We start from the raw sequence: 21,037 nt of genomic DNA, 5'->3' as shown, positions 1-21,037 counted from the left end.
TCAACATCATGAATGAACTGCGCAAGGCAGGGCTCAACCGTTTGGTCGGAACGTGGGCGTTTCGTCGTAGCGACCGTCGCGGCAGGACGCCCGTGGATAACGTGAAGACCGGCCGGCGCTCAGCTACCGATGCCCTGCTCGCGGGCCCAGCGCAGCAGTTCGGCCTCGGCCGTGTCACGGTCCAGCGGCCCACGTTCCAGGCGTAGGTCCTTCAGGTACTTCCAGGCCTGCCCGACGATGGGCCCCGGCGGTACGCCGAGCAGCTCCATGATCGCGTTACCGTCCAGATCGGGACGGACCCGGGCCAGGTCCTCCTCGGCGGCGATCCGGGCGATCCGCTCCTCCAGGGCGTCGTAGTCCGCCGCCAACTGAGCCGCCTTGCGCCGGTTCCGGGTGGTGCAGTCCGACCGGGTCAGCTTGTGCAGTCGGGACAGCAGGTCACCGGCGTCGGTGACGTACCGGCGAACCGCCGAGTCGGTCCACTCGCCCCGGCCGTACCCGTAGAAGCGCAGGTGCAGCGCGACCAGGGCGGTGACCTTGGCGGTGATGTCCTTCGGGTAGCGCAGCGCCTTCATCCGCGCCTTGGTCAGCCGGGCCCCGACCACCTCGTGGTGGTGGAAGCTGACCCGGCCGTCCGACCCGACCGCCTTGGTCGCCGGCTTGCCGACGTCGTGCATCAGGGCGGCCATCCGCAGGATGAAGTCGGGCCCGTCCTGCTCGTACGAGATCGCGTTGCGCACCACGGTGAGGGTGTGCTCGTAGACGTCCTTGTGCTGGGCGTGCTCGTCGATCTCCAGCTTCAGGCCGGTCAACTCCGGCAGGAAGCGTTCGGCCAGCCCGGTGTCGACCAGCAGGCGCAGCCCGGTGATCGGGTCGGCGGCACAGAGCAGCTTGGTGAACTCGTCCCGGATCCGCTCGGCGGTGATCCGGTCCAGGTCGGCCGCCATCCGGGTCATCGCCGCGTACACGTCCGGGTGGACCGCGAAGCGCAGTTGCGCCGCGAAGCGGGCGGCCCGCAGCATCCGCAGCGGGTCGTCGCCGAACGACTCGGCGGGGGTGCCCGGGGTACGCACCACCTTCGCGGCCAGGTCCGCCAGGCCGCCGTACGGGTCGGTGAAGCGGTGATCCGGCAGGCTCACCGCCATCGCGTTGATGGTGAAGTCCCGCCGCCGCAGGTCCTCGGTCAGGTTGGTGCCGTACTCGACCACCGGGTTCCGGCTCACCTGGTCGTACGACTCGGCGCGGAAGGTGGTGATCTCCAGTCGCAGACCGTCGCGCTGGCAGCCGATGGTGCCGAACTCGCGTCCGGTCTCCCAGATCGCCTCGGCCCAGCCGCGCACGATGCCGAGCGTTTGATCCGGGTGCGCGTCGGTGCAGAAGTCGAGATCCTCGCCGAGCCGGCCGAGCAGCGCGTCGCGTACCGAACCGCCCACGAGATGCAGTTCGTGACCGGCGGCGGCGAATCGGCGGCCCAACTCGTCGGCGACCGGGGAGACCCGGAGCAGTTCGGCGACGGCGTTGCGCTGCGCGGCGCTCAGTTCGCGGCGGTCGGTGGCGTGGGATGCGGCGGCGTCGGACATCGGATCAGCAGCCTATCGGTCCTGACTGGCATCTCCTCCGCCGGGCGCGGGTAACGGGCCGGGGTTGACTAAGGTCTGTGGCGTGCGGGCCGATGCCGGTTCCGGCCTATCCCTTTGGAGGCGCAGATGAGCGGCGGGCTCTACCGCAGCGCGAACGCCCAGCAGGGCGGCGCGCCCGGCGGCCGGCCCGGTGACGGTGCCACGTTCATCTCCGCCGACCCGCTCAACCAGCCCGCCGCCGAGTCGGTCGCCCCACCGCAGGAGCAGGTCGCGGAGAGCAGCGCCGCGACCAACAGCGCGGTGATGGCCATCGGCAGCCTGGTCAGCCGAGGTACGGGTTTCCTGCGCACCCTGGCGATCACCGCCGCGCTCGGCTCGGCCATCGGTGACGCGTACACCACCGCCCAGATCCTGCCCGGGATGGTGTACGAGTTCCTGCTCGGCGGCATTCTCACCAGCGTGCTGATCCCGGTGCTGGTGCGGCGACGCAAGTTCGACCAGGACGGCGGTCAGGCGTACACCCAGCGGTTGCTCACCCTGGCGGTGGTCGCGCTCGGCGCGGCGGCGTTGCTCGCCGTCGCCATGGCACCGGTGCTCACCTGGCTGTACGCCAGCGACGAGGCACCTGCCGACTACCGGTCCCTGGTCACCTCGCTGGCCCGGCTGATGCTGCCGATGATCTTCTTCACCGGCCTGAGCGCGCTGATCAGCGCGGTGCTCAACACCCGGGGGCACTTCGCCGCCCCGATGTGGGCGCCGATCCTGAACAACATCGTGGTGATCGCCACCGCCGGCCTCTACATCGCGATCTTCAGCACCGACATCCTCGCCCCGGACGAGATGACCACCGGCCGGATCCTGCTGATCGGCGGCGGCACCCTGCTCGGTGTGGCCATCCAGGCCGCCGGGCTGCTGCCCGCGCTGCGCAAGGTCGGCTTCCGGTGGCGGTTCCGGTTCGACTTCCGCGCGCTCGGCCTGGGCGAGCTGGGTCGGCTGGGCGCCTGGATGTTCTGTTACGTGGCGGTCAGCCAGGTCGGCCTGATCGTGGTCTTCAACCTGCTCAGCCGCACCAGTGGGCAGGCCGCCGGTGCGTTGATCTACAACAACGTGTTCCTGCTGCTGATGATGGCGCACGGCATCATCGCCGTCTCGATCATCACCGCGCTGATGCCCCGGATGAGCGCCGCCGCCGCCGACGGCCGGTACGCCGATCTGGCGGCCGACCTGTCCCGCGGCACCCGCACCGTCTCGGCGGTGCTCGCACCGATCGCCGTCTGCTACGCCGTGCTGGCCACCCCGATCGCCTTCACGCTGTTCCGCTGGGGGGCGTTCACCGACGAAGGCGCGAAGGCGACCGCCCCGGTGCTGTTGTTCGCGGCGGTGGCGTTGGTGCCGTTCGCGGTGAGTCAACTGTTCACCTTCGCCTTCTACGCGCTGCCGGACACCCGCACCCCGGCTCTGATCAACATCCCGGTGGTGGCGCTGCGGGCGCTGGTGCAGATCGGGCTGTTCGCGGCCTTCTCGGCGAGCTTCGCGGCGTCCGGAATGATGATCGGCAACACGATCTCGTACCTCGCTGCCGCCATCGCCTCCGCCTGGCTGCTGCGTCCGAGGGTGGGCCGGATCGGGCTGGGCACCATCCTGCGTACCCTGGGCCGGGTGGCGGTGGCCGCGCTCGGCGCCGCACTCGTCGGCCTGCTGGTGGTGGCGGTGCTGCCCGGCGACGACACGCCCACCCGACTGCAGGCCCTCGTGCAGCTGGTGGTCGGCGGTGCGGTGATCGGCGGTGCGTACCTCGGTCTGGCGATGCTGCTCCGGATCTCCGAGATCACCGAGGTGGTCGGCATGGTCCGTCGCCGACTCGGCCGCTGATCTCCACGAATTCACCGAGTGTGATCGAGGATCACCAGGCTGGGGATGTGCCTGTGGATAACTCAGCGCGTCGCCGCTCACCTGCCGGATCAGCCTGTGGATAACCAACCGGAAGGCCGAGTGTGGTCGGCCGATCGACGGGAACCCCGCTGGCACCTGATCCACCGCGTACAGCCAGCACCGCCCCGGCGACAGCTCGTTGTAGGCGGCCTCTAGATTGGCTGGTACATGTACCAGCAACGTGGCTGACATCGGTCGTAACCGGACGAGTGCGCCCGAGTGCGAACACCCCTGTTGGTCACGGCGGGAAGATGACATGTCGGGGAGACGGCCATCCCAGGTAAGGTCGCTCTCGACGGGTACGGCAGGCACCGGCTCGCGTCGGAACCGGTCGCCCCGTGCCAGACGAATGCGGAGCGGGAAGTCACATGCCCAGCAGCGCGGGTCCATCGATCGACAAGATCACCGAGGGAGGACGGGTGACCCAGGTCGGCGAGGGTCAGGACGCGGACGAGACCACTCCGCCGGTCATGACCTTCGGTGCTCCGACGGCCGGTGAGGTCCTCGCCGAGCGTTACGAACTGGTCGAGCACATCAACAACGACAGCGCCGGCCGGTTGGTCTGGCGTGGTGTCGATGTCGTACTGCGTCGGCCGGTGGCGGTCGTGATGCGTTACCCGGGTGGCGACTCCGCCACCGAGATGCTCCAGGCCGCGGTCGCGGCCAGCCGGGTCATCCACCCCAACCTGGTGGGCGTCTACGACGCCATCGACGAGGCCGAGCGGGCCTACGTGGTACGCGAGTGGGTCGACGGACATTCGCTGCGGGAACTGGTTTCCGAGGGACCCTTGGACGCCGCCCGGGCCACCGCCGTCGGCAACGCGGTCGCCAGCGCCCTGGCGGCCGTACACGCCACCGGCATGGTGCACGGCAACGTGCACCCGGGCACGGTGATGATCAGCGACGACGGTCGGGTGGTGCTGGCCGATGCCCGTACCGACGGTGCCGACAGCCAGGAGAACGACGTCCGAGCCGTCGGCGGCCTCCTCTACTTCGCGCTGACCGGCTACTGGCCGCACGCCGAGGCCCCACTGCACGGCGCCACCGCAGGGCACGGCCGGGCGGCCATTCCTGACGCCGTACGCGACGCCAACGGTGCGGCGGCGGCACCCCGTCAGGTCCGGGCCGGTGTGCCGGCGTACCTGGACGACCTCACGATGGACCTGCTCGACGCCGACATCGCGCCGCCGTCCTCGGACGTTCTGGCGGCCGAACTGGCCCGACTCGACGTGCCCGAGGACGACTACCTCGACACGAACGGTCCGTTGCGCTTCGCCGCCGAGACCGGCGAGGAGCCCTCGCCGCTGGCCGCCGCCGGTGGCCGCAAGGTCGCCCTGGGCATCGCGGGCCTGCTCGCGCTCGCCCTGGTGGGCCTGCTGATCGGCATCAGCACCCTCGGTGGTGACGAGAACGAGCCGCAGAAGAATCCGGTCGCCGCGCCCACCTCCAGCGCGCCGGTGAGCGAGGAGCCGGCGGCACCGGCGGTCCGGAACCTGAAGATCAGCGCCGCCCGGATCATCGACCCGGACAGCCGGGACCGGGCCGAGGTCCGCGACGCCGAGAAGGTCTTCGACGGCGACAAGGACGACGGCTGGTCCACGCAGACCTACCGGGGGGCCAGCAACTTCGGCAACTACAAGCGGGGCATGGGCGTCTGGATCGACCTGGGTGGCGAGCACACCATCAAGTCGGTGCAGGTGAACCTCTCCGACACGGGTGCCTCCGCCGAGCTGCTCACCGGCACCATCGACCAGCCCTCGACCAACAAGGGCGACGACGAGATTCTCAAGGCGTACAAGAAGAACCCGATCGGTCAGCCGTTCGAGGCGCACGACGGCACGACGATGACCTTCAACGGCTTCGACGCCGACCAGAAGTACCGGTACCTGCTGTTCTGGATCACCGACCTGCCGCCGAACGGGAGTGGCTACAAGGTCGGGGTCAACGAGATCACGGTCCAGGGGTCATGAGCCGAGCCCGGCCGAACTGGTGCCCCGACCGAGCCTGACAATGGGGGCAGCGACGGGTGACGCCGGTTCCGGCCGGACGGGTGGAGCAGCGGTGAGCGAGACGGGCAGTGACCTCGACCTGCTGCACGCCCACGTGGCCGGTGACCGGCATGCCTTCGGTGAGCTGTTCCAGCGGCACCGGGACCGGCTCTGGGCGGTTGCCCTGCGTACGCTCGGCGACCGCGAGGAGGCCGCCGACGCCCTCCAGGACGCCATGTTGTCGGCGCACCGGGCTGCCGCCCGGTTCCGTGGCGACGCGGCCGTCACCACCTGGCTGCACCGGATCGTGGTGAACGCCTGCCTCGACCGGATCCGCCGACGCCAGGCCCATCCCACCGTGCCACTGCCCGACGGGGTTCGGGAGCCGAGCGACGGTCACGGCACCGGCGGGGTCGAGCCCGCCGCACCGGTACGCGACCACGACACCGCGCTCGTCGTCCGGGATGCCCTGGCCACCCTGCCGATCGAGCAGCGGGCCGCGCTGGTGCTGGTGGACGTGCAGGGCTACCCGGTCGCCGAGGTAGCCCGGATCCTCGGCGTGGCCGAAGGGACGGTCAAGAGCCGGTGTGCCCGGGGTCGAGCCCGGCTCGCCGTACTGCTCGGTCACCTGCGGACCGGCAGTGACGAGGCACTTTCGGAAGTGCCGGCGGTCACCCCAGGGAACCCGGGCGCCCGGCGGGACGTCCGATCGGGGTCGGGACGGTCCTGGAGGCCGGATGTCAACCAGGAGGAAACGTGACTGCCGGGGAGTTCAGCGAGGTCGACCACGACCTGCTCGCCGACTACCTCGGCGGTGCCCTGGAGGGCACCCCGGAGCAGGCCGAGGTAGCCCGGTTGATCGCCCAGGATCCGTCCTGGGCACAGGCGCACGCGCTGCTCGCCCCGGCCGTCGCCGAGGTGCGCACCGATCTGCTCGGCTGGGGCGGCTCCGCGGTGGAGATGCCACCCGAGGTCGCCGACCGGATCCGCGCCGCACTCGACACCGCTGACCTCTCCGACGTCCTGCCCGACAGCGACGACACCGATCTGGACTCGGACATCCCGGCAACGGCTTCGGACCACAGCGACGATCGGGTTTCCACCGGGCGACCGTCCCGGGTTCCGGCGCAGCCGCTCGGTGGCCGCCGCCCGCAAGCCGCGCCGCCGTCCGGTCCCGACCGCAACGCCACCCGGCCTGGTCGGCGGAGCCGCCGCTGGGCCCGCATCGCAGGGCCGGTCGCCCTCGCTGCCGCGCTTGTCGTCGGGTTGGGGTCCCTGCAGCTGGTCCGGCCGAATCAGGGCGGCGACACGACAGCGGGCACCGCGCTGAGCGATCCGGTCGCCACCCCGCACGTGCAGGAAGGCCAGGCCGGTCCCGAGCGGGCCGCGGTCAACGCCTCGCCCCAGCGGCTCCCGGTCACCGAAGGCACCCCGCAGCGGCACACCGGGAGGGACTACACCCCGCAGGAACTGGCGACGGAGCCGGAAACCAAGATCAGCGCCTACTCCAGCACCGAAACACCTGATGCCGGTGGCGACGTCGATCGCATGGCCGGCCCCGCGGACCTGGCCCGGCTCGACGACCAGGTGGCGCTGACCGCCTGCCTCGCGGACATCGGCACCGAACACGGCGCACAGCCGCTGGTCTTCGAGGACATCGAGTATGCCCGCTTCCAGGGACACCCGGCGCTGGTGGTGCGCTTCACCGACGCCGCCGGCACCCGATGGGCGTGGGTCAGCGGCCCTGAATGTGGTATCCCCGGATCCGGCTCGGACAGCCGTCACCGTACGCGGGTAGGGTGAGTCGTCAGGCGCCGGACGTTTGGCCGTCCACGTGACCTGACCCACCGGATGACCGGCTCGGGAATCCCCGGTTCCTACGATGATGTTCTGGAAGTCAGTTGCCGCCGCGTCGGCACTCGGTTCGGCATCGGCGCTTCACCGATGTCGGCAAGTCAACACGATTGGGAGACGGCAGTGGACGAGGTCCGCAACCTGATCATCATCGGCTCCGGGCCGGCCGGTTACACCGCGGCGGTCTACGCGGCCCGCGCCAACCTCAAGCCCCTGATCATCGAAGGCGTACAGTCCGGCGGCGCGTTGATGACCACCACCGAGGTGGAGAACTTTCCCGGCTTCGCCGACGGCATCCTCGGCCCCGAGCTGATGGACAACATGCGCAAGCAGGCCGAGCGGTTCGGCGCGGAGTTCCTGACCGATGACGTCACCCGGGTGGAGTTGACCGACACGGCCAGCCCCGGCGCGTACAGCACCGTCTGGGTCGGCGAGAGCGCCTACCGGGCCAGGGCCGTCATCCTCGCCACCGGCTCCGCGTGGCGTCCGCTGGGCGTACCCGGTGAGCAGGAGTACCTGGGCCACGGCGTCTCCTCCTGCGCCACCTGCGACGGCTTCTTCTTCCGCAACCACCACATCGTGGTCGTCGGTGGCGGTGACTCGGCGATGGAGGAGGCCAGCTTCCTGACCCGCTTCGCCGAGTCGGTGACCATCATCCATCGTCGGGACTCGTTCCGGGCGAGCAAGATCATGGCCGAGCGGGCGCTGAGCAACGACAAGATCAAGGTCGAGTGGAACTCCGTGGTGGAGGAGATCCTCGGCGCGGACGGCAAGGTCTCCGGGGCTCGGATCCGCAACGTGCACACCGGCGAGACCAAGGTGCTCGACGTCACCGGCGTCTTCGTGGCGATCGGCCATGACCCGCGCAGCGAGTTGTTCCGCGGGCAGGTGGAGCTCGACGACGAGGGGTACGTGAAGGTCGAGGCCCCCAGCACCCGGACCAGCATCCCCGGTGTGTTCGCCGCCGGTGACCTGGTCGACCACACCTACCGGCAGGCCATCACCGCCGCCGGCACCGGCTGTGCCGCCGCACTCGACGCGGAACGCTTCATCGCCACGCTGGCAACGGACTGAACGAGACACACCGATGCAGGAGGGACCAAACAGTGGGAGCAACCAAGTCGGTCACCGACGCTAGTTTCGCCGTCGACGTACTCAAGTCCGACAAGCCGGTTCTGGTGGATTTCTGGGCTGAGTGGTGCGGACCGTGCCGCAAGGTGTCACCTCTGCTGGAGGAGATCGCCCGCGAGATGGGTGACCAGGTCAGCATCGTCAAGCTGAACATCGACGAGAACCCGGAGACGGCCCGCGCCTACCGGGTGATGTCGGTACCAACCCTCACCGTGTTCAAGAACGGTGAGCCGGTGCAGTCGATCGCGGGCGCCAAGCCCAAGGGTGAGCTGGTCAAGCTGATCCAGTCGGCTCTCTGAGCCCCGCAGCACCGCCATTTCGACCCCGTGACCGGCTCGCCGGCACGGGGTCGAGGCGTTTTCCAACCCTGCGGATCGCCAGCGCATAACCTCGAACCGGGGGCCGCCGGACGCCGGTGACCACCTGGTCCTCGTCCGCGGTGCACGTGCCGCCGACGGGCCTGGCCAGCCACCGACCGTACAGAGGGGGTCGTGCGTGCGTCCGATCCGTTCCGGTGACCGCGGACCTGCGGTAGCCGAGATCCGTGCGGTACTGACCAGCCTGGACCTCCTCTCGAAAGCCACCGGCCCGTACGACGACGAGTTCGACACCGCCACCGAGCGGGCGGTACGGGCGTTCCAGCAGTCCCGTGGCCTCAGCGTCGACGGCCGCGTCGGCGCCGAGACGTGGCGGGCGCTCGACGCCGCCCGTTGGCGACTCGGTGCCCGCACCCTTTACCACGCGGTACCGGTGCCGCTCACTGGCGAAGACGTCCGGTCGTTGCAGGAACGGCTCCTGGAGATGGGGTACGACACCGGTCGAGCCGACGCGATCTACGGCATCCGAACGTCTCGGGCAGTGGCCCAGTTCCAGCGTGAGGTGGGGCTGACCCCCGACGGCACCTGTGGACCGCACACCATGGGGGCGCTGCGCCGGCTCGGCCGCAAGGTGGTCGGCGGTCGACCGCAGTGGCTGCGCGAGTCCGACGCCATCCGGCAGTCCGGTCCCACCCTGGTCGGGCGGACGGTGGTCATCGACCCGGGCCATGGTGGCACCGAGCCCGGTGTGGTCGTACCCGACGGGCCGCTGCGGTGGACCGAGGCGGATCTGATGCACGACCTGGCCAGCCGGCTGGAGGGTCGGCTCGCCGCGTCGGGCGTACGGGTGCAGCTCACCCGGGGACCGGCGCCGGAGACGTGCCTGCCCGACATCGACCGGGCGCACCTGGCGAACTCGCTCGGCGCGGACGTGTTCATCTCCCTGCACACCGACGGGCACGCCAATCCGGCTGCCGAAGGGGTCGCGACGTACCACTACGGCACCGACAACGGTGTCACCTCGGCAACCGGGGAACGACTGGCCGGGCTGGTACAGCGGGAGATCGTGGCGCGCACCGGGCTGCGCGACTGTCGTACCCACGCCAAGGCCTGGGACCTGCTCAGACTCACCCGCATGCCGGCGGTACGCATCGAGGTCGGTTACCTCACCTCGCCGACGGACCGCGGCAGGCTGATCGAGCCCCGGTTCCGGGACAAGCTCGTCGAGGCCATCGTGGCGGCGGTGCAACGGATGTACCTGCCGGACGAACGCGACGTGCCGACCGGTTCGCTTGACGTCAGCGAGTTGCGGGCTGCCGTCGCCGCCGGAAACGTGGTCGACTGAGCGAGGCCGACCCGGCGTCTGCTCGGACGCCGAACCGCGCTTCGCGCTCAGCCGGTGGTGGACCGGGTGGCCGGGGTGGGACGCACCGGACGCAGCAGCGACTCCGGGCTCATCGAGCCGAGCAGCTTCTCCAACGCGTACTCGACGTCCGATTTCCAGCTCAGCGCCGTCCGTAGTTCCAGGCGCAGCCGGGGGTAGCGGGGGTGCGGCCGGACGGTCTTGAAGCCGACCGAGAGGAAGAAGTCGGCGGGTGCGACACAGGCACCCGCCGGGTCGGCCGCGTCACCGAACTTCGCGTCGCCGAACGCCTCGATCGCCTTGATCCCCCGCTTGGTGAGGTCACGGGCGACCCCCTGCACCAGCATCCGGCCCAGCCCGCCGCCGGCGAAGGCCGGCACCACGTTCGCCGTCATCAGCAGGGCGGCGTCCGCGGAGACCGGGGAGGTGGGGAACGCCATCGAGCGGGGCACGTACGCCGGTGGGGCGTACATGACGAACCCGGCCGGCATGCCGTCGACGTAGATCAGCTTGCCGCAGGAACCCCACTCCAGCAGGGTCTGCGAGACCCACGCCTCCTTCTCGAGACCGGGGTCACCGGCCGCGCAGGCACGGTCGGCGGAAACCGGATCAAGCTCCCAGTAGACGCATTGCCGGCACGGACGGGGCAGGTCCTCCAGGGTGTCCAGGGTCAGACTGACCAGTCGTCGCGACATCGCGTGCTTCCCCACACTAGGCTCGGCAGTGGGACCGGCTCGGACGCCACCCGCCGCATTCCTGCCCCGACGAGCGATCGTACGCCGCCGATCGGCGGCGCGGGAGAGGACGCGCAAACGCCCACCTCAGGACGGTCAGCGACCGGTCCGGTATGTGGACGGGCGCGGAATCACACACGCCGTCGGCGTCGTTCGGCGGCTAGGATCGGCACTCGGCGTGCCGTGCCGCCATGGTCGCCGGTGTCCCGGGTATCCGGGGCAGGAGCCGTCCGCGCAGCATCGAGGTGATGTCATGACCGGCACAACGCTCGACGACTACACCGATCGGTACGCCCGCCGGGTGCGGGGGATGACCGCCTCGGAGATCCGGGCCTTGTTCGCGGTCGCCAGCCGGCCGGAGGTCGTCTCCCTGGCCGGTGGCGCACCGTACATCGCCGCGCTGCCGCTGGACGCGGTGGGCGAGATGCTGGGTCGGCTCAGCAGCGAGCACGGGACCACCACCCTCCAGTACGGCATCGGCCAGGGCACCCTGGAGCTGCGCGAGCGAATCTGCGAGGTGATGTCTCTCTCCGGCATCGACGCCTCCTGCGGCGCGTCACCGGACGACGTGGTGGTGACCGTCGGCGGGCAGCAGGCCCTCGACCTGGTGGCGCGACTCTTCCTCGACCCGGGTGACGTGGTACTCGCCGAGGGCCCGACCTACGTCGGTGCTCTCGGGGTCTTCCAGGCCGCCCAGGCGCAGGTCGTGCACGTGCCGATGGACGAGGACGGCCTGATCCCGGAGGCGCTGGAAACGGCCATCGCGGAGCAGGCCCGGGCCGGTCGGCGGGTGAAGTTCCTCTACACCATCCCGACGTACCAGAATCCGGCCGGCGTGACGCTGACCGAGGAGCGCCGGGAACGGGTGCTGGACATCTGCGAACGCGCCGGTCTGCTGGTGGTCGAGGACGACCCGTACGGCCAGTTGGGTTTCGAGAAGGAAGCGCCCGCTCCGCTGCGGGCCCGACGCCGGCACGGGGTCTTCTACCTCAGCACCTTCTCCAAGACGTTCGCCCCCGGCCTGCGCGTCGGCTGGATCCTCGCCCCGCACGCCGTACGCGACAAGTTGGTCATCGCCAGCGAGGCGCAGATCCTCTGCCCCAGCGCGTACGCGCAGTCGGCCGTCAGCACGTACCTGACCACCATGCCCTGGCGTGAGCAGCTGAAGGTCTACCGGGAGGTCTACCGGGAGCGACGGGACGCGATGCTCACCGCGCTGGCGGATCTGATGCCAGCGGGGACCAGGTGGACCAACCCGGGTGGCGGTCTCTTCGTCTGGGCGACCCTGCCCGAAGGGCTCGACTCGAAGGCGATGATGCCTCGGGCCATCGCCGCCCGGGTCGCCTACGTGCCGGGCACCGGCTTCTACGCCGACGGCAGCGGGGCCGGCAACATCCGGCTCAACTTCTCCTTCCCCCCGCCGGAGCGGATCCGGGAGGGGGTGCGCCGGCTGGCCGGTGTGATGGAGCAGGACATCGCCACGCGGCGGGTGTTCGGTGCGGTCGGCGGGCCGGGCACACGGCGCGGCCAGGCCGGTTCCGACACCCCCGGTCCTGACTTGGCATGATGCCCGGCATGGGTTCTGCCGCTGCCGAAGAAACGCCTGTGTCCGGTCCCACCGCCGATGACCTGCACGTGGTCGTGCTCGCCGGTGGCCTGTCGTACGAACGGGACGTATCGCTGCGCTCGGGCCGCCGGGTGCTCGACGCGCTGCGATCGGTCGGGGTGGAGGCGGAGCTACGCGACGCCGACGTGGCTCTGCTGCCGGCGCTGGCCGCCGACCCGCCGGACGCCGTGGTGATCGCGCTGCACGGTGCCACCGGCGAGGACGGCTCGCTGCGTGGCGTACTCGACCTCTGCGGCGTACCGTACGTCGGCTGTGACGCGCGGGCCTCCCGGCTGGCCTGGGACAAGCCGTCGGCGAAGGCGGTGCTTCGGGAAGCGGGCATCGCCACTCCCGACTGGGTCGCGCTGCCGCACGACCGGTTCAGCGAGCTGGGCGCGGTTGCGGTGCTGGATCGCATCGTGGACCGGCTGGGGCTGCCGCTGATGGTGAAGCCTGCCCAGGGTGGTTCCGGTCTCGGCGCCGCCGTGGTCCGGGACGCGGCGGCGCTGCCGGCCGCCATGGTCGGTTGTTTCGCGTACGACCCGACGGCGCTTGTGGAACGGTACGTCTCCGGCATGGACGTCGCGGTCTCCGTCATCGACCTGGGCGACGGCCCCCAGGCGCTGCCGCCGGTCGAGATCGTGCCCCGCAACGGCGTCTACGACTACGCGGCGCGCTACACCGCGGGCCGGACCACCTGGCACACGCCGGCGCGCCTGGAACCGGCGGTCGCCGAGAAAGTGGGCGAGGTCGCGCTCGCCGCCCACACCGCGCTCGGTCTCCGCGACCTCAGCCGAGTGGACCTCATCGTCGACTCGGCCGGGCTGCCGCATGTCCTGGAGGTCAACGTCTCCCCGGGCATGACCGAGACCTCGCTGCTGCCGCTGGCGGTGCAGGCCGCCGGGCTGGACTTCGGCCGGGTGATCGGCTCCCTGGTCGCCCGCGCCGTCACCCGCCGGTGACCGCCTGAGGCGGTACGCCCTCCTGCTTCTCAGCCACCTCGCTCGCCTGCGGAGGCCCCGCAGTGGCCTCGCCGCTCGGCGCCTCGATGCCCGACGCTTCGCCGCTCGGCTCGTCCTGCTGTGCCGGGGGGTCGTCGGCGTGGTCGCCCTCCTGCTCGGCAATGCTGCGTCCCGGCGGCGTCGACGACTCGGCCGGGGCCGTGGCGGTCTGCGCCGTGGAAGCTGCCTCATCGTCGGCGGGGGCCGCCGGAACGCCGCCCGGCGCGTCGGGTGGGTCGGCTGTCTCTCCGATCGCGTCCAGCAGCGACCCGCCCTCGGTCGGTTCGTTCTCGGTCGACGCTGACTGCGCGGCGAGGCTGGACGGGGCCTGCCACTGGATGCGGGGCGGCTCGGCGAGCGGGCGTCCACCGAACTCGGCCAGCCAGGCCGCCACCAGGGCCAGATTCTCCCGCCACTTCGCCTCCGAGATCGGCGGCAGGATCGAGTCCCACAGGGAGAGGAAGGTGCCTCGCAACTGAAGCCGTCCGTACGGCCGGGCGAGGAACCACATGTGCAGATGAGCCGACCCATCACCCCAGCGGTTGACGTGCACCCGGGCCACCCCGTCCAACGACCGGATGGCGCGTTCCAGTCGTACGGTCATCACGCCCAGCTCGGCGGCGAGCAGGTTGGGTAGGTCGCCGAGATCCAGGTGCGACCGGGATTCCAGGATGAGAACCATCGGCAGGCCGGTGGGACGATCCATCGCACGTACGCGCCACCGCTCACCAACCCAGATGTAGGCGTCATCCGGCGCCTGACAGGCGGTGCATTCGCGGTGCGCTTCGCCCTTGCGGGGCGGCTCGACCGGGACCGGGTCGTCGAGGTGTTTGACCCGCAGGTCACCCTCGAAGGGAAAAGACGGCCACTGGGTGAAGTCCGGGACTGAGGGAGGGGTGTCGGGCACGAGGCTGACCCTAACCGAGTCCGGCACCGCTGTCCCTACCCGAATCGAGTTCGCCTCAGCGGGCGAAGATCAGGCCGAACCAACGGTTGTCCCCAGGGATATCCACAGGCTCTCCGACACTCCGGTCATACCTGCGAGCCCTGCTTCGACAAGGGATTTCGGTCCGTGTTCCACGTGAAACAACGACGGGCTGTGGATAACGGGTGTGGATAACATCTAGGCCTTCGACTGGCTGTGGACATCGGGTCCGGGCGGCCCGCGAGGCGGCGACGTTTCACGTGAAACCGTGCCTCCTTCGAACCACGCTCAGCGCGGCCCGGTGACGGATGAGACGCGTGGCATCGCTGTCCCCGCCGATCTCGGAAACCGCTCTGTGGCTCGAAGTCTTCGACCACCGGTGAACGCTGATCCGAGTTACCTGGACTGGACAAGCGCCAGCAGGAGGACGAAACCACCGGGGGTGAGGTCGGCAGCTCAGCTTTCCCCGCTGCCACACAACTCCGTCGCTGTCGTGGGGGCCCGGCCGGCGACTCGGCAGTTGTGGGTGTCTCCGTGTCCCAGCCGAGGCGGACGCCGGGATCGTCATCGGTCGGATCTTGGCCGGTGACGGCAGCCGGACCAGCAACTGCTTGCACCTCCACTTGGGCAGCGCGGAAGCCGAGCTACAGCCGGGCTGGTGTCCGGTCGTCAGGCGGCAGTTGCCTCCTTGACGCTAAACGCCGGCCGGCCACGAACGCCTGCGCCCCGCCGCATCCCCCTTCATAGCCGTTCCGCCCTCTGTAGTCGATGCGGCGGCGTCAGGATCATCCGCCCCAGCCTCGGGGTGTCCTCGGGCTTCTCCAGGGCACAGCGGGGTCCAGAGGGCGTAGAACCGTCTGGTGGCGCGCTTTCAGCCGGAAGGGCCAGGCTTGTAGGGCAACAACAGAAATGCATCCGGCCGCACCAGGAGCCACGGCCGCTGCCCCGGCATACCCGCCGAGGCGCCGGGGGCGGTGCGCAGCGAAGCGGGAACCGATGCGGGCGCGACACCGATCACCCTCCACGCGTCGCCCGCCGCGTTGATCAAGTGACTCCGGCCGAATCCAGACGCAAACCTCCTGACCAACTGTGTCGGTGGTGAAGGCAGGCGGCATCCCGTTTCACGTGAAACGCAGGCATCCAATGCAAACGGCCGCACCTTCCGAAGAAGCGTGCGGCCGTTGCACATGGAGACTGGAGTTGAGCGGTCAGCCCTCCGCCTGCTCCCGGTTGACTCCGATGAGGTCGACGATCCGCTCCAAGTCGTCCACCGTGGCGAACTCGATGGTGATCTTGCCCTTGCTCCGCCCGATGTCGACCTTGACGCGGGTGTCGAAGCGGTCGGAGAGCCGATCGGCGAGGTCGTTGAGGCCAGGTGCGTGCGGCTTGGCCCGGCGCTTCGCCGTCTCCTTCTTGCCCGCCCCCTCGCTCAGCGAGAGCGCGACGATTTCTTCTGTCGCTCGTACCGACAGACCTTCGGCCACGATCCGCAGCGCAAGCTGCTCCTGGGCCTGCGGGTCTTCCAGACTCAGGAGCGCCCGCGCGTGTCCCGCCGAGAGCACCCCGGCGGCGACCCGCCGTTGCACCTGGGCCGGCAGGTTCAGCAGTCTGATGGTGTTGGAGATCTGCGGCCGGCTGCGGCCGATCCGGCGAGCCAACTCCTCGTGGGTCGCCCCGAACTCCTCCAGCAGCTGCTGGTAGGCCGCAGCCTCCTCCAGCGGGTTCAGGTTGGCCCGGTGGATGTTCTCCAGCAGGGCGTCGCGGAGCATCGCGTCGTCGCGGGTGTCCCGGACGATCGCCGGGATGGTCTCCCGTTCGACCGCCTGGGCGGCTCGCCACCGCCGCTCGCCCATGACGAGTTCGAACTTCTCGTCGTCGAGCTGGCGCACCACGATCGGTTGGAGGAAGCCGACCTCCCGGATCGAGGTCTTGAGTTCCTCCAGCGCCTCCTCGTCGAATACCTGCCGAGGCTGCTTCGGGTTGGGCACGATCGAGTCGACCGGAATCTCGGCGAAGCGTGCGCCGGGCACCGGGCTCAGGATCGGATCAGGCGTGATCGCCGGCGCCGGCACTGACACCGTGGGTGGCGCGTCGACGGCAGGTGCCACGCTCGGCGCGGTCGGGATCGCGGCGGAGCCGGCACCAGCATCCGGTGCCGGTCCGGTCGGGATCAACGCACCCAGGCCCCGTCCCAGACCGCCCCTAGGACGGTTCTTCATGCCACCCCTCCCAGCGCCTCATCCGCACTACGCATTCCGGCTCACCGGCTCCTTGACGCCCCGTTCGGCGATCTCCTGGGCGGCTTCGAAGTAGCTCGTCGCCCCCCGCGATCCGGGATCGTAGGTCATCACCGACTGGCCGTAGCTAGGTGCCTCGGAGACCCGGACGTTACGCGGAATCACCGCCTGGAGCACCTTGTCGCCGAAGTGGTTCCGCACGTCCTGCTCGACCGCGTCGGCGAGCCGGGTACGCCGGTCGTACATGGTGAGCAGGATCGTGGAGACCTCAAGCCGCGGGTTGAGGTGCTGGCGGACCAGGTTGATGTTGTTGATCAGCTGGTTCAGCCCTTCCAGCGCGTAGTACTCGCACTGGATGGGGATGAGGACCTCCTGGGCGGCCACCAACGCGTTCACCGTCAGCAGGCCCAGCGACGGCGGGCAGTCGATGAAGACGTAGTCGAAGTGCCCGGGATAGGCGGCGATGGCACGGGCCAGTCGCGACTCACGGGCCACCACGGAGACCAGTTCGATCTCGGCGCCGGCCAGGTCGATCGTGGCCGGTACGCACCAGAGGTTCGGGATGCCCTCGACCGCCTGGGCCACCTCTTCCAGGGGCACGCTGTTGATCAGGCAGTCGTACACGTCCGGGACGCCGGTGTGGTGCGGCACGTTGAGCCCGGTGGAGGCATTGCCCTGCGGGTCGAGGTCCACCACCAGTACCCGGTTGCCGTGCAGGGCGAGTGCCACCGCAAGGTTCACCGTGGTCGTGGTCTTACCCACGCCGCCCTTCTGGTTGGCGACACACATGACCCGGGTCCGCTCCGGCCGAGGCATGGTCACCTCGCCACTGGGATTCAGGATCTGCACGGCGCGCATCGCCTCCATAGCCAACGGTGGGTCATCCTCTTCGCGCGTCGGGGTTTCACGTGAAACGTACGCGGCCTCGGGGGTTGCCGGCTCGTAGGGCCCGGCGGGCGTGTCGGACGCAGGCCGCGGATCCGGCATCTGTTGGTGCGGCGATGCCGGCTCGAAGGGTGCCGACGCCGAACTGTTTCGACGGATCGGAATCACGCGCGCCTCGGGACTCGCATTGCCCGGCCGAGTCCCCGAATCCGAAGCACCCGGGTTCACCGCACCGCCGCGAGGCCACGGGGCGTCCGGTACGGAGGCCTCGCCGCGAGCGGCCGGCGGGTTCTGAGCGCCCTCGGAAGGTCGCCAGCCCGGGTATTCGGTTTCACGTGAAACAGGGTCGCTCGCCGACCCGGTCACGCGCGGATCGTCATACCTACCGTCGTCATGCACCTGTCATCCCTGCCCGCTTCGGATGGTCGGTCCGCACCCGCCAACCGGGCCACTCGCGCTGTCCCGCAGAGGTCTCGCCCGGCAGGAGCGGCAGGCCCGGAAGAAGATCCATCGCCGCCCGCTCCACACTATCGACGCGCGGCCAGCCTACGGCCCATGGGCGTGGCCGGTCCATGTTGGGTTCGTAACCCGCCGGTGCAACACCCACATCCGTGACTGTTTGGACAGAGACGTGAGGCGCACCCTCACCGGCGGCGGGACCTGCTCCCTCGGGACTTCTTGGCCGATCCCCGAGGCGTCGGGCCCACCAGACGATCCCGCACGATCTCCACCACGACGGTGGGCGGTTCGACGATGCCCTCACCGCAGCGGTGCAGCACCGGTTCCGCACCACCGAGGCGATGCACCGCAGGAGCATGCTCGACGATCTCGTCGGCCGCCGAGGCACCCTTGAGAGCCAGCAGTCGACCGCCTGGTGCCGCCAGCGGCAGGCACCAGGCGGCGAGCCGGTCCAGCGGTGCCACCGCGCGGGCGGTCACCACGTCACCCCGTACCGGATCGGGTCCCGCCGCGACCTCCTCGGCCCGCCCGCGCAGCACCTGAACCGAGTCCTCCAGGCCCAGTGCGTCCACTGCCTCGGTCAGGAAGGCGGTACGGCGCGCCAGCGGTTCGAGCAGCGTCACCTGTAGGTCGGGTCGGGCGATGGCGAGCACCAGTCCCGGCAGTCCGGCACCGGATCCCACGTCGATCACGGTGGCGTCGGTCGGGATCAGCTCACCCACCACCGCGCAGTTCAGCAGGTGCCGGTCCCAGATCCGAGGTGCCTCGCGCGGCCCGATCAGGCCGCGCACCACGCCGTCGGTGGCCAGCAGTTCGGCGTACGCGGCAGCCAGGTCGAGGCGGGCACCGAAAAGTCGCCCGGCCGCCTCGGCCAGCTCCGGCGGCAACAGTGCCACAGCCGGATCGGGGTTGTCGGGGCGGACAGCCGGCGGCCCGGGCGGCGTACCACCCGGGCCGGTCGGGACACCACCCCTGAGGTCGTCTCCGTACACCCGCTCAGTCCGCGGGGCGGACGACGATCCGCCGGTTGGGCTCGACACCTTCGGACTCGCTCTCCACCCCGTCGATCGCGTTGACCACGTCGTGCACGCACTTGCGCTCGAACGCGGACATCGGCTCCAGCCGCACCGCTTCGCCGTGCTCCTTGACCTTCTCGACGGCGTTACGCGCCACCGCCGCGAGTTCCTTGCGCCGGCTGGCCCGGTAGCCGCCCACGTCGAGCAGCAGCCGGCTCGGCGAGCCGGTCTGCCGGAACACGGCGAGCCGGGCCAACTCCTGGAGGGCTTCGAGGGTGGCACCCCGCTGGCCGACGAGGTTCTGCAGACGGCCACCGACCACCTCGACCACCGGGCGACCACCCGACACCAACTCGTCGATGTCGCCGTCGTAGTCGAGGATGTCGAGGAGCCCCTCGATGTAGTCGGCTGCGATCTCACTCTGCCGGAAAAGGTCGCCGTCGCCCTTGGCCGGCGCAGTCTCGGTCTCCTCGGGCTCGCCGTCGACCGGAGCCGCCGCAGTCGGCTCGTCGTCCAAGGACTGGTCGGCGCGGGGGATGCTGGTGTCGGTCACGGTGTCATCTCCGTACTCGCTCGGCTGGACCTGCGGTCCGCTGGTTCCCCGGGGCCGGCGGGAGGTCACCGGTGCCCACGGGCACGTCTGTAGGGCAGTTTCGCCCGTTCACCGCGACCTGCGCGGCGCTTCGCGCTTGCGGCGCCGACCTTCCGGCGGCTGCACGCCAATGCGAGGGGCCGTCGCCGGCTTCCCGGCGACGGCCCGGACGGTTCAGCCCTGCCGCTTGGCGGGGCGGCCCTTCTTCGGGTTGGCCGGCTTGGCACCCGGCTTCGGGCCGGCGACCTTCGGCGTGGCCGGCTTGGTCGGTGCCGGCGCGGGCTTGCTACGGCCGAACAGGCCGCTGGTCTTCGCCGGCTGAGCACCGGTGCCCGGCTTGCTGGTGGCGGTCACCGGCGGGGGGAACTTGCGCAGCACCCACTGCTGCTGGCCGAGGGTGAAGAGGTTGTTGGTGACCCAGTAGATGATCACACCGATCGGGAAGATCGCGCCGGAGATCAGCAGCGACAGCGGGATGCCGTAGAGCATCAGGCGCTGGATCATCCGCTGCTGCGGGTCCTCCGCCCAGCCCGTCTTGAGAATCATCTGGCGGCTGGTGAGGTAGGTGGTGCCCATCATCACCAGCACCAGGATGCCGGCCATGACCTTGACGGTGGTGCCGTTCGCGCCAAGCTGGGCCAGCTCCGCCGCGGTCGAACCGAACTTGCTGGCGATCGGGGCGGTGAACAGCGTCGCGTCCGAGGCGCTGTTGAACTGCTCGACCGTCCACCCGTAGATGTCCTTGTTGGCCTTCGCCGGGTCCGGGTTGAGGCGACGCAGCACGTGGAACAGGCCGAGGAACACCGGGATCTGGAGGAACATCGGAAGGCAGCCCATCAACGGGTTGGCCTTTTCCTTCCGATAGAGCTCCATCATTTCCTTCTGGAGCGTCTCCCGGTCACCCTTGTGCTTCTCCTGCAGGGCCTTGACCTGCGGCTGAAGCGCCTGCATCGCCCGCTGCGACTTGATCTGCTTGACGAAGATCGGGAAGAGGATCACCCGAACGGTGACCACCAGGAAGATGATGGCGAGGATCCACGACCAGTTGGTACCGAGGACCGCGGTCTCCGGGACCCCGATGGCGTCCCAGGCCGAATGCCAGGCCAGCAGGATCCACGAGATCGCGTAGTAGATCCAGTCGAGACTAAACACTCAGGCTCCAGTCACGTCGGCAGCTCGGCGGTCGCCCGGCACCGGCACCGGGTCGTATCCACCAGGATTGAATGGATGGCAGCGCGACAGCCGCCGGACCGTCAGACCGGCTCCCCGAAGCGCGCCATGTCGGGTTACCGCCTCCAAGGCGTACGCACTGCACGACGGGTAGAACCGACAGCGGGCCGGCAGCGCCGGACTTATCCACCGACGGTACGCGATAATAGGAAGGGCCAGCATCCGGGCACCGAGGGTAGCCGGACGA

18 protein-coding genes are annotated in these 21,037 nt (G+C 70.0%); 9 read left to right on the top strand and 9 right to left on the bottom strand.

Annotated elements, in window-relative coordinates; translation table 11 throughout:
• Positions 1-119: 119 nt before the first annotated feature.
• A complete protein-coding gene (locus tag EG812_RS19930) occupies positions 120-1,580 on the bottom strand; it encodes a CCA tRNA nucleotidyltransferase (protein WP_013736587.1) in 1,461 nt (486 codons plus the stop codon).
• A gap of 126 nt (positions 1,581-1,706) precedes the next feature.
• Between EG812_RS19930 and murJ the strand changes: the two genes are divergently transcribed.
• The 7 genes from murJ (at position 1,707) to EG812_RS19895 (ending at position 10,147) form a co-directional block, all read left to right on the top strand.
• Positions 1,707-3,452, top strand: a complete 1,746-nt coding sequence (murJ, locus tag EG812_RS19925) for a murein biosynthesis integral membrane protein MurJ (RefSeq protein ID WP_013736588.1) — start codon at positions 1,707-1,709, stop codon at positions 3,450-3,452.
• 428 nt (positions 3,453-3,880) lie between these two features.
• Positions 3,881-5,482 carry a protein kinase family protein gene (locus tag EG812_RS19920; RefSeq protein WP_013736589.1) on the top strand — a complete coding sequence of 534 codons (1,602 nt, stop codon included), beginning with the start codon at positions 3,881-3,883 and terminating at the stop codon, positions 5,480-5,482.
• Between the two features lie 40 nt (positions 5,483-5,522).
• The gene (sigM, locus tag EG812_RS19915) at positions 5,523-6,260 is read left to right on the top strand and encodes an RNA polymerase sigma factor SigM (protein ID WP_502697204.1); all 738 of its coding nucleotides are present in this window, start codon (positions 5,523-5,525) and stop codon (positions 6,258-6,260) included.
• Positions 6,257-7,303 carry an RsmA family anti-sigma factor gene (locus EG812_RS19910; protein ID WP_126712440.1) on the top strand — a complete coding sequence of 349 codons (1,047 nt, stop codon included), beginning with the start codon at positions 6,257-6,259 and terminating at the stop codon, positions 7,301-7,303. The genes sigM and EG812_RS19910 overlap by 4 nt, the downstream gene beginning before the upstream one ends.
• A 174-nt stretch (positions 7,304-7,477) precedes the next feature.
• Positions 7,478-8,428 carry a thioredoxin-disulfide reductase gene (trxB, locus tag EG812_RS19905; protein ID WP_013736592.1) on the top strand — a complete coding sequence of 317 codons (951 nt, stop codon included), beginning with the start codon at positions 7,478-7,480 and terminating at the stop codon, positions 8,426-8,428.
• 32 nt (positions 8,429-8,460) lie between these two features.
• On the top strand, positions 8,461-8,784 hold the full coding sequence (trxA, locus tag EG812_RS19900) for a thioredoxin (protein WP_126712439.1): 324 nt from the start codon (positions 8,461-8,463) through the stop codon (positions 8,782-8,784).
• Between the two features lie 196 nt (positions 8,785-8,980).
• Positions 8,981-10,147: an N-acetylmuramoyl-L-alanine amidase gene (locus EG812_RS19895; RefSeq protein WP_013736594.1), complete on the top strand. Its 1,167-nt coding sequence runs from the start codon at positions 8,981-8,983 to the stop codon at positions 10,145-10,147.
• Between the two features lie 47 nt (positions 10,148-10,194).
• Here the strand turns inward: EG812_RS19895 and EG812_RS19890 are convergent, their stop codons facing one another.
• A complete protein-coding gene (locus tag EG812_RS19890) occupies positions 10,195-10,860 on the bottom strand; it encodes a GNAT family N-acetyltransferase (RefSeq protein ID WP_013736595.1) in 666 nt (221 codons plus the stop codon).
• Positions 10,861-11,152: 292 nt separating this feature from the next.
• On the opposite strand from EG812_RS19890, the gene EG812_RS19885 reads away from it, so the two are divergent.
• On the top strand, positions 11,153-12,466 hold the full coding sequence (locus EG812_RS19885; protein WP_126712438.1) for an aminotransferase-like domain-containing protein: 1,314 nt from the start codon (positions 11,153-11,155) through the stop codon (positions 12,464-12,466).
• A gap of 8 nt (positions 12,467-12,474) precedes the next feature.
• A complete protein-coding gene (locus tag EG812_RS19880) occupies positions 12,475-13,467 on the top strand; it encodes a D-alanine--D-alanine ligase family protein (protein ID WP_043722426.1) in 993 nt (330 codons plus the stop codon).
• On the opposite strand, the gene EG812_RS19875 is transcribed toward EG812_RS19880, so the two are convergent.
• The 7 genes from EG812_RS19875 to yidD all read right to left on the bottom strand — a co-directional run bounded on the left by EG812_RS19875 (position 13,454) and on the right by yidD (position 21,012).
• A complete protein-coding gene (locus tag EG812_RS19875; protein WP_126712437.1) occupies positions 13,454-14,413 on the bottom strand; it encodes a hypothetical protein in 960 nt (319 codons plus the stop codon). The genes EG812_RS19880 and EG812_RS19875 overlap by 14 nt on opposite strands.
• Before the next feature lie 1,226 nt (positions 14,414-15,639).
• On the bottom strand, positions 15,640-16,650 hold the full coding sequence (locus EG812_RS19870) for a ParB/RepB/Spo0J family partition protein (protein WP_126712436.1): 1,011 nt from the start codon (positions 16,648-16,650) through the stop codon (positions 15,640-15,642).
• A gap of 27 nt (positions 16,651-16,677) precedes the next feature.
• Positions 16,678-17,952: a ParA family protein gene (locus EG812_RS29335; protein ID WP_126712435.1), complete on the bottom strand. Its 1,275-nt coding sequence runs from the start codon at positions 17,950-17,952 to the stop codon at positions 16,678-16,680.
• Positions 17,953-18,197: 245 nt separating this feature from the next.
• Positions 18,198-18,908, bottom strand: coding sequence for a 16S rRNA (guanine(527)-N(7))-methyltransferase RsmG (gene rsmG, locus EG812_RS19860; RefSeq protein WP_126712434.1), 711 nt, complete (start codon positions 18,906-18,908; stop codon positions 18,198-18,200).
• A gap of 100 nt (positions 18,909-19,008) precedes the next feature.
• Positions 19,009-19,581: a Jag family protein gene (locus tag EG812_RS19855; RefSeq protein ID WP_013736602.1), complete on the bottom strand. Its 573-nt coding sequence runs from the start codon at positions 19,579-19,581 to the stop codon at positions 19,009-19,011.
• Between the two features lie 213 nt (positions 19,582-19,794).
• Complete coding sequence (yidC, locus tag EG812_RS19850; RefSeq protein ID WP_013736603.1) at positions 19,795-20,772, bottom strand: membrane protein insertase YidC; 978 nt, start codon at positions 20,770-20,772, stop codon at positions 19,795-19,797.
• Positions 20,773-21,012: a membrane protein insertion efficiency factor YidD gene (gene yidD, locus EG812_RS19845; RefSeq protein ID WP_204292969.1), complete on the bottom strand. Its 240-nt coding sequence runs from the start codon at positions 21,010-21,012 to the stop codon at positions 20,773-20,775.
• Positions 21,013-21,037: the final 25 nt, after the last annotated feature.

Source organism: Verrucosispora sp. FIM060022 (assembly GCF_003977705.1).
GTDB classification, from domain to species: domain Bacteria; phylum Actinomycetota; class Actinomycetes; order Mycobacteriales; family Micromonosporaceae; genus Micromonospora; species Micromonospora gifhornensis.
Note: the sequence above shows the minus strand (reverse complement) of the source record. Positions and strands in the feature narration are given on the sequence as shown.

Bases quoted from the DNA above. Each gene is read 5' to 3' on its own strand.
- EG812_RS19930 (WP_013736587.1), bottom strand. From the start codon at position 1,580: ATGTCCGACGCCGCCGCATCCCACGCCACCGACCGCCGCGAACTGAGC.
- murJ (WP_013736588.1), top strand. From the start codon at position 1,707: ATGAGCGGCGGGCTCTACCGCAGCGCGAACGCCCAGCAGGGCGGCGCG.
- EG812_RS19920 (WP_013736589.1), top strand. From the start codon at position 3,881: ATGCCCAGCAGCGCGGGTCCATCGATCGACAAGATCACCGAGGGAGGA.
- sigM (WP_502697204.1), top strand. From the start codon at position 5,523: ATGGGGGCAGCGACGGGTGACGCCGGTTCCGGCCGGACGGGTGGAGCA.
- EG812_RS19890 (WP_013736595.1), bottom strand. From the start codon at position 10,860: ATGTCGCGACGACTGGTCAGTCTGACCCTGGACACCCTGGAGGACCTG.
- EG812_RS19885 (WP_126712438.1), top strand. From the start codon at position 11,153: ATGACCGGCACAACGCTCGACGACTACACCGATCGGTACGCCCGCCGG.
- EG812_RS19880 (WP_043722426.1), top strand. From the start codon at position 12,475: ATGGGTTCTGCCGCTGCCGAAGAAACGCCTGTGTCCGGTCCCACCGCC.
- EG812_RS19870 (WP_126712436.1), bottom strand. From the start codon at position 16,650: ATGAAGAACCGTCCTAGGGGCGGTCTGGGACGGGGCCTGGGTGCGTTG.
- yidD (WP_204292969.1), bottom strand. From the start codon at position 21,012: ATGCTGGCCCTTCCTATTATCGCGTACCGTCGGTGGATAAGTCCGGCG.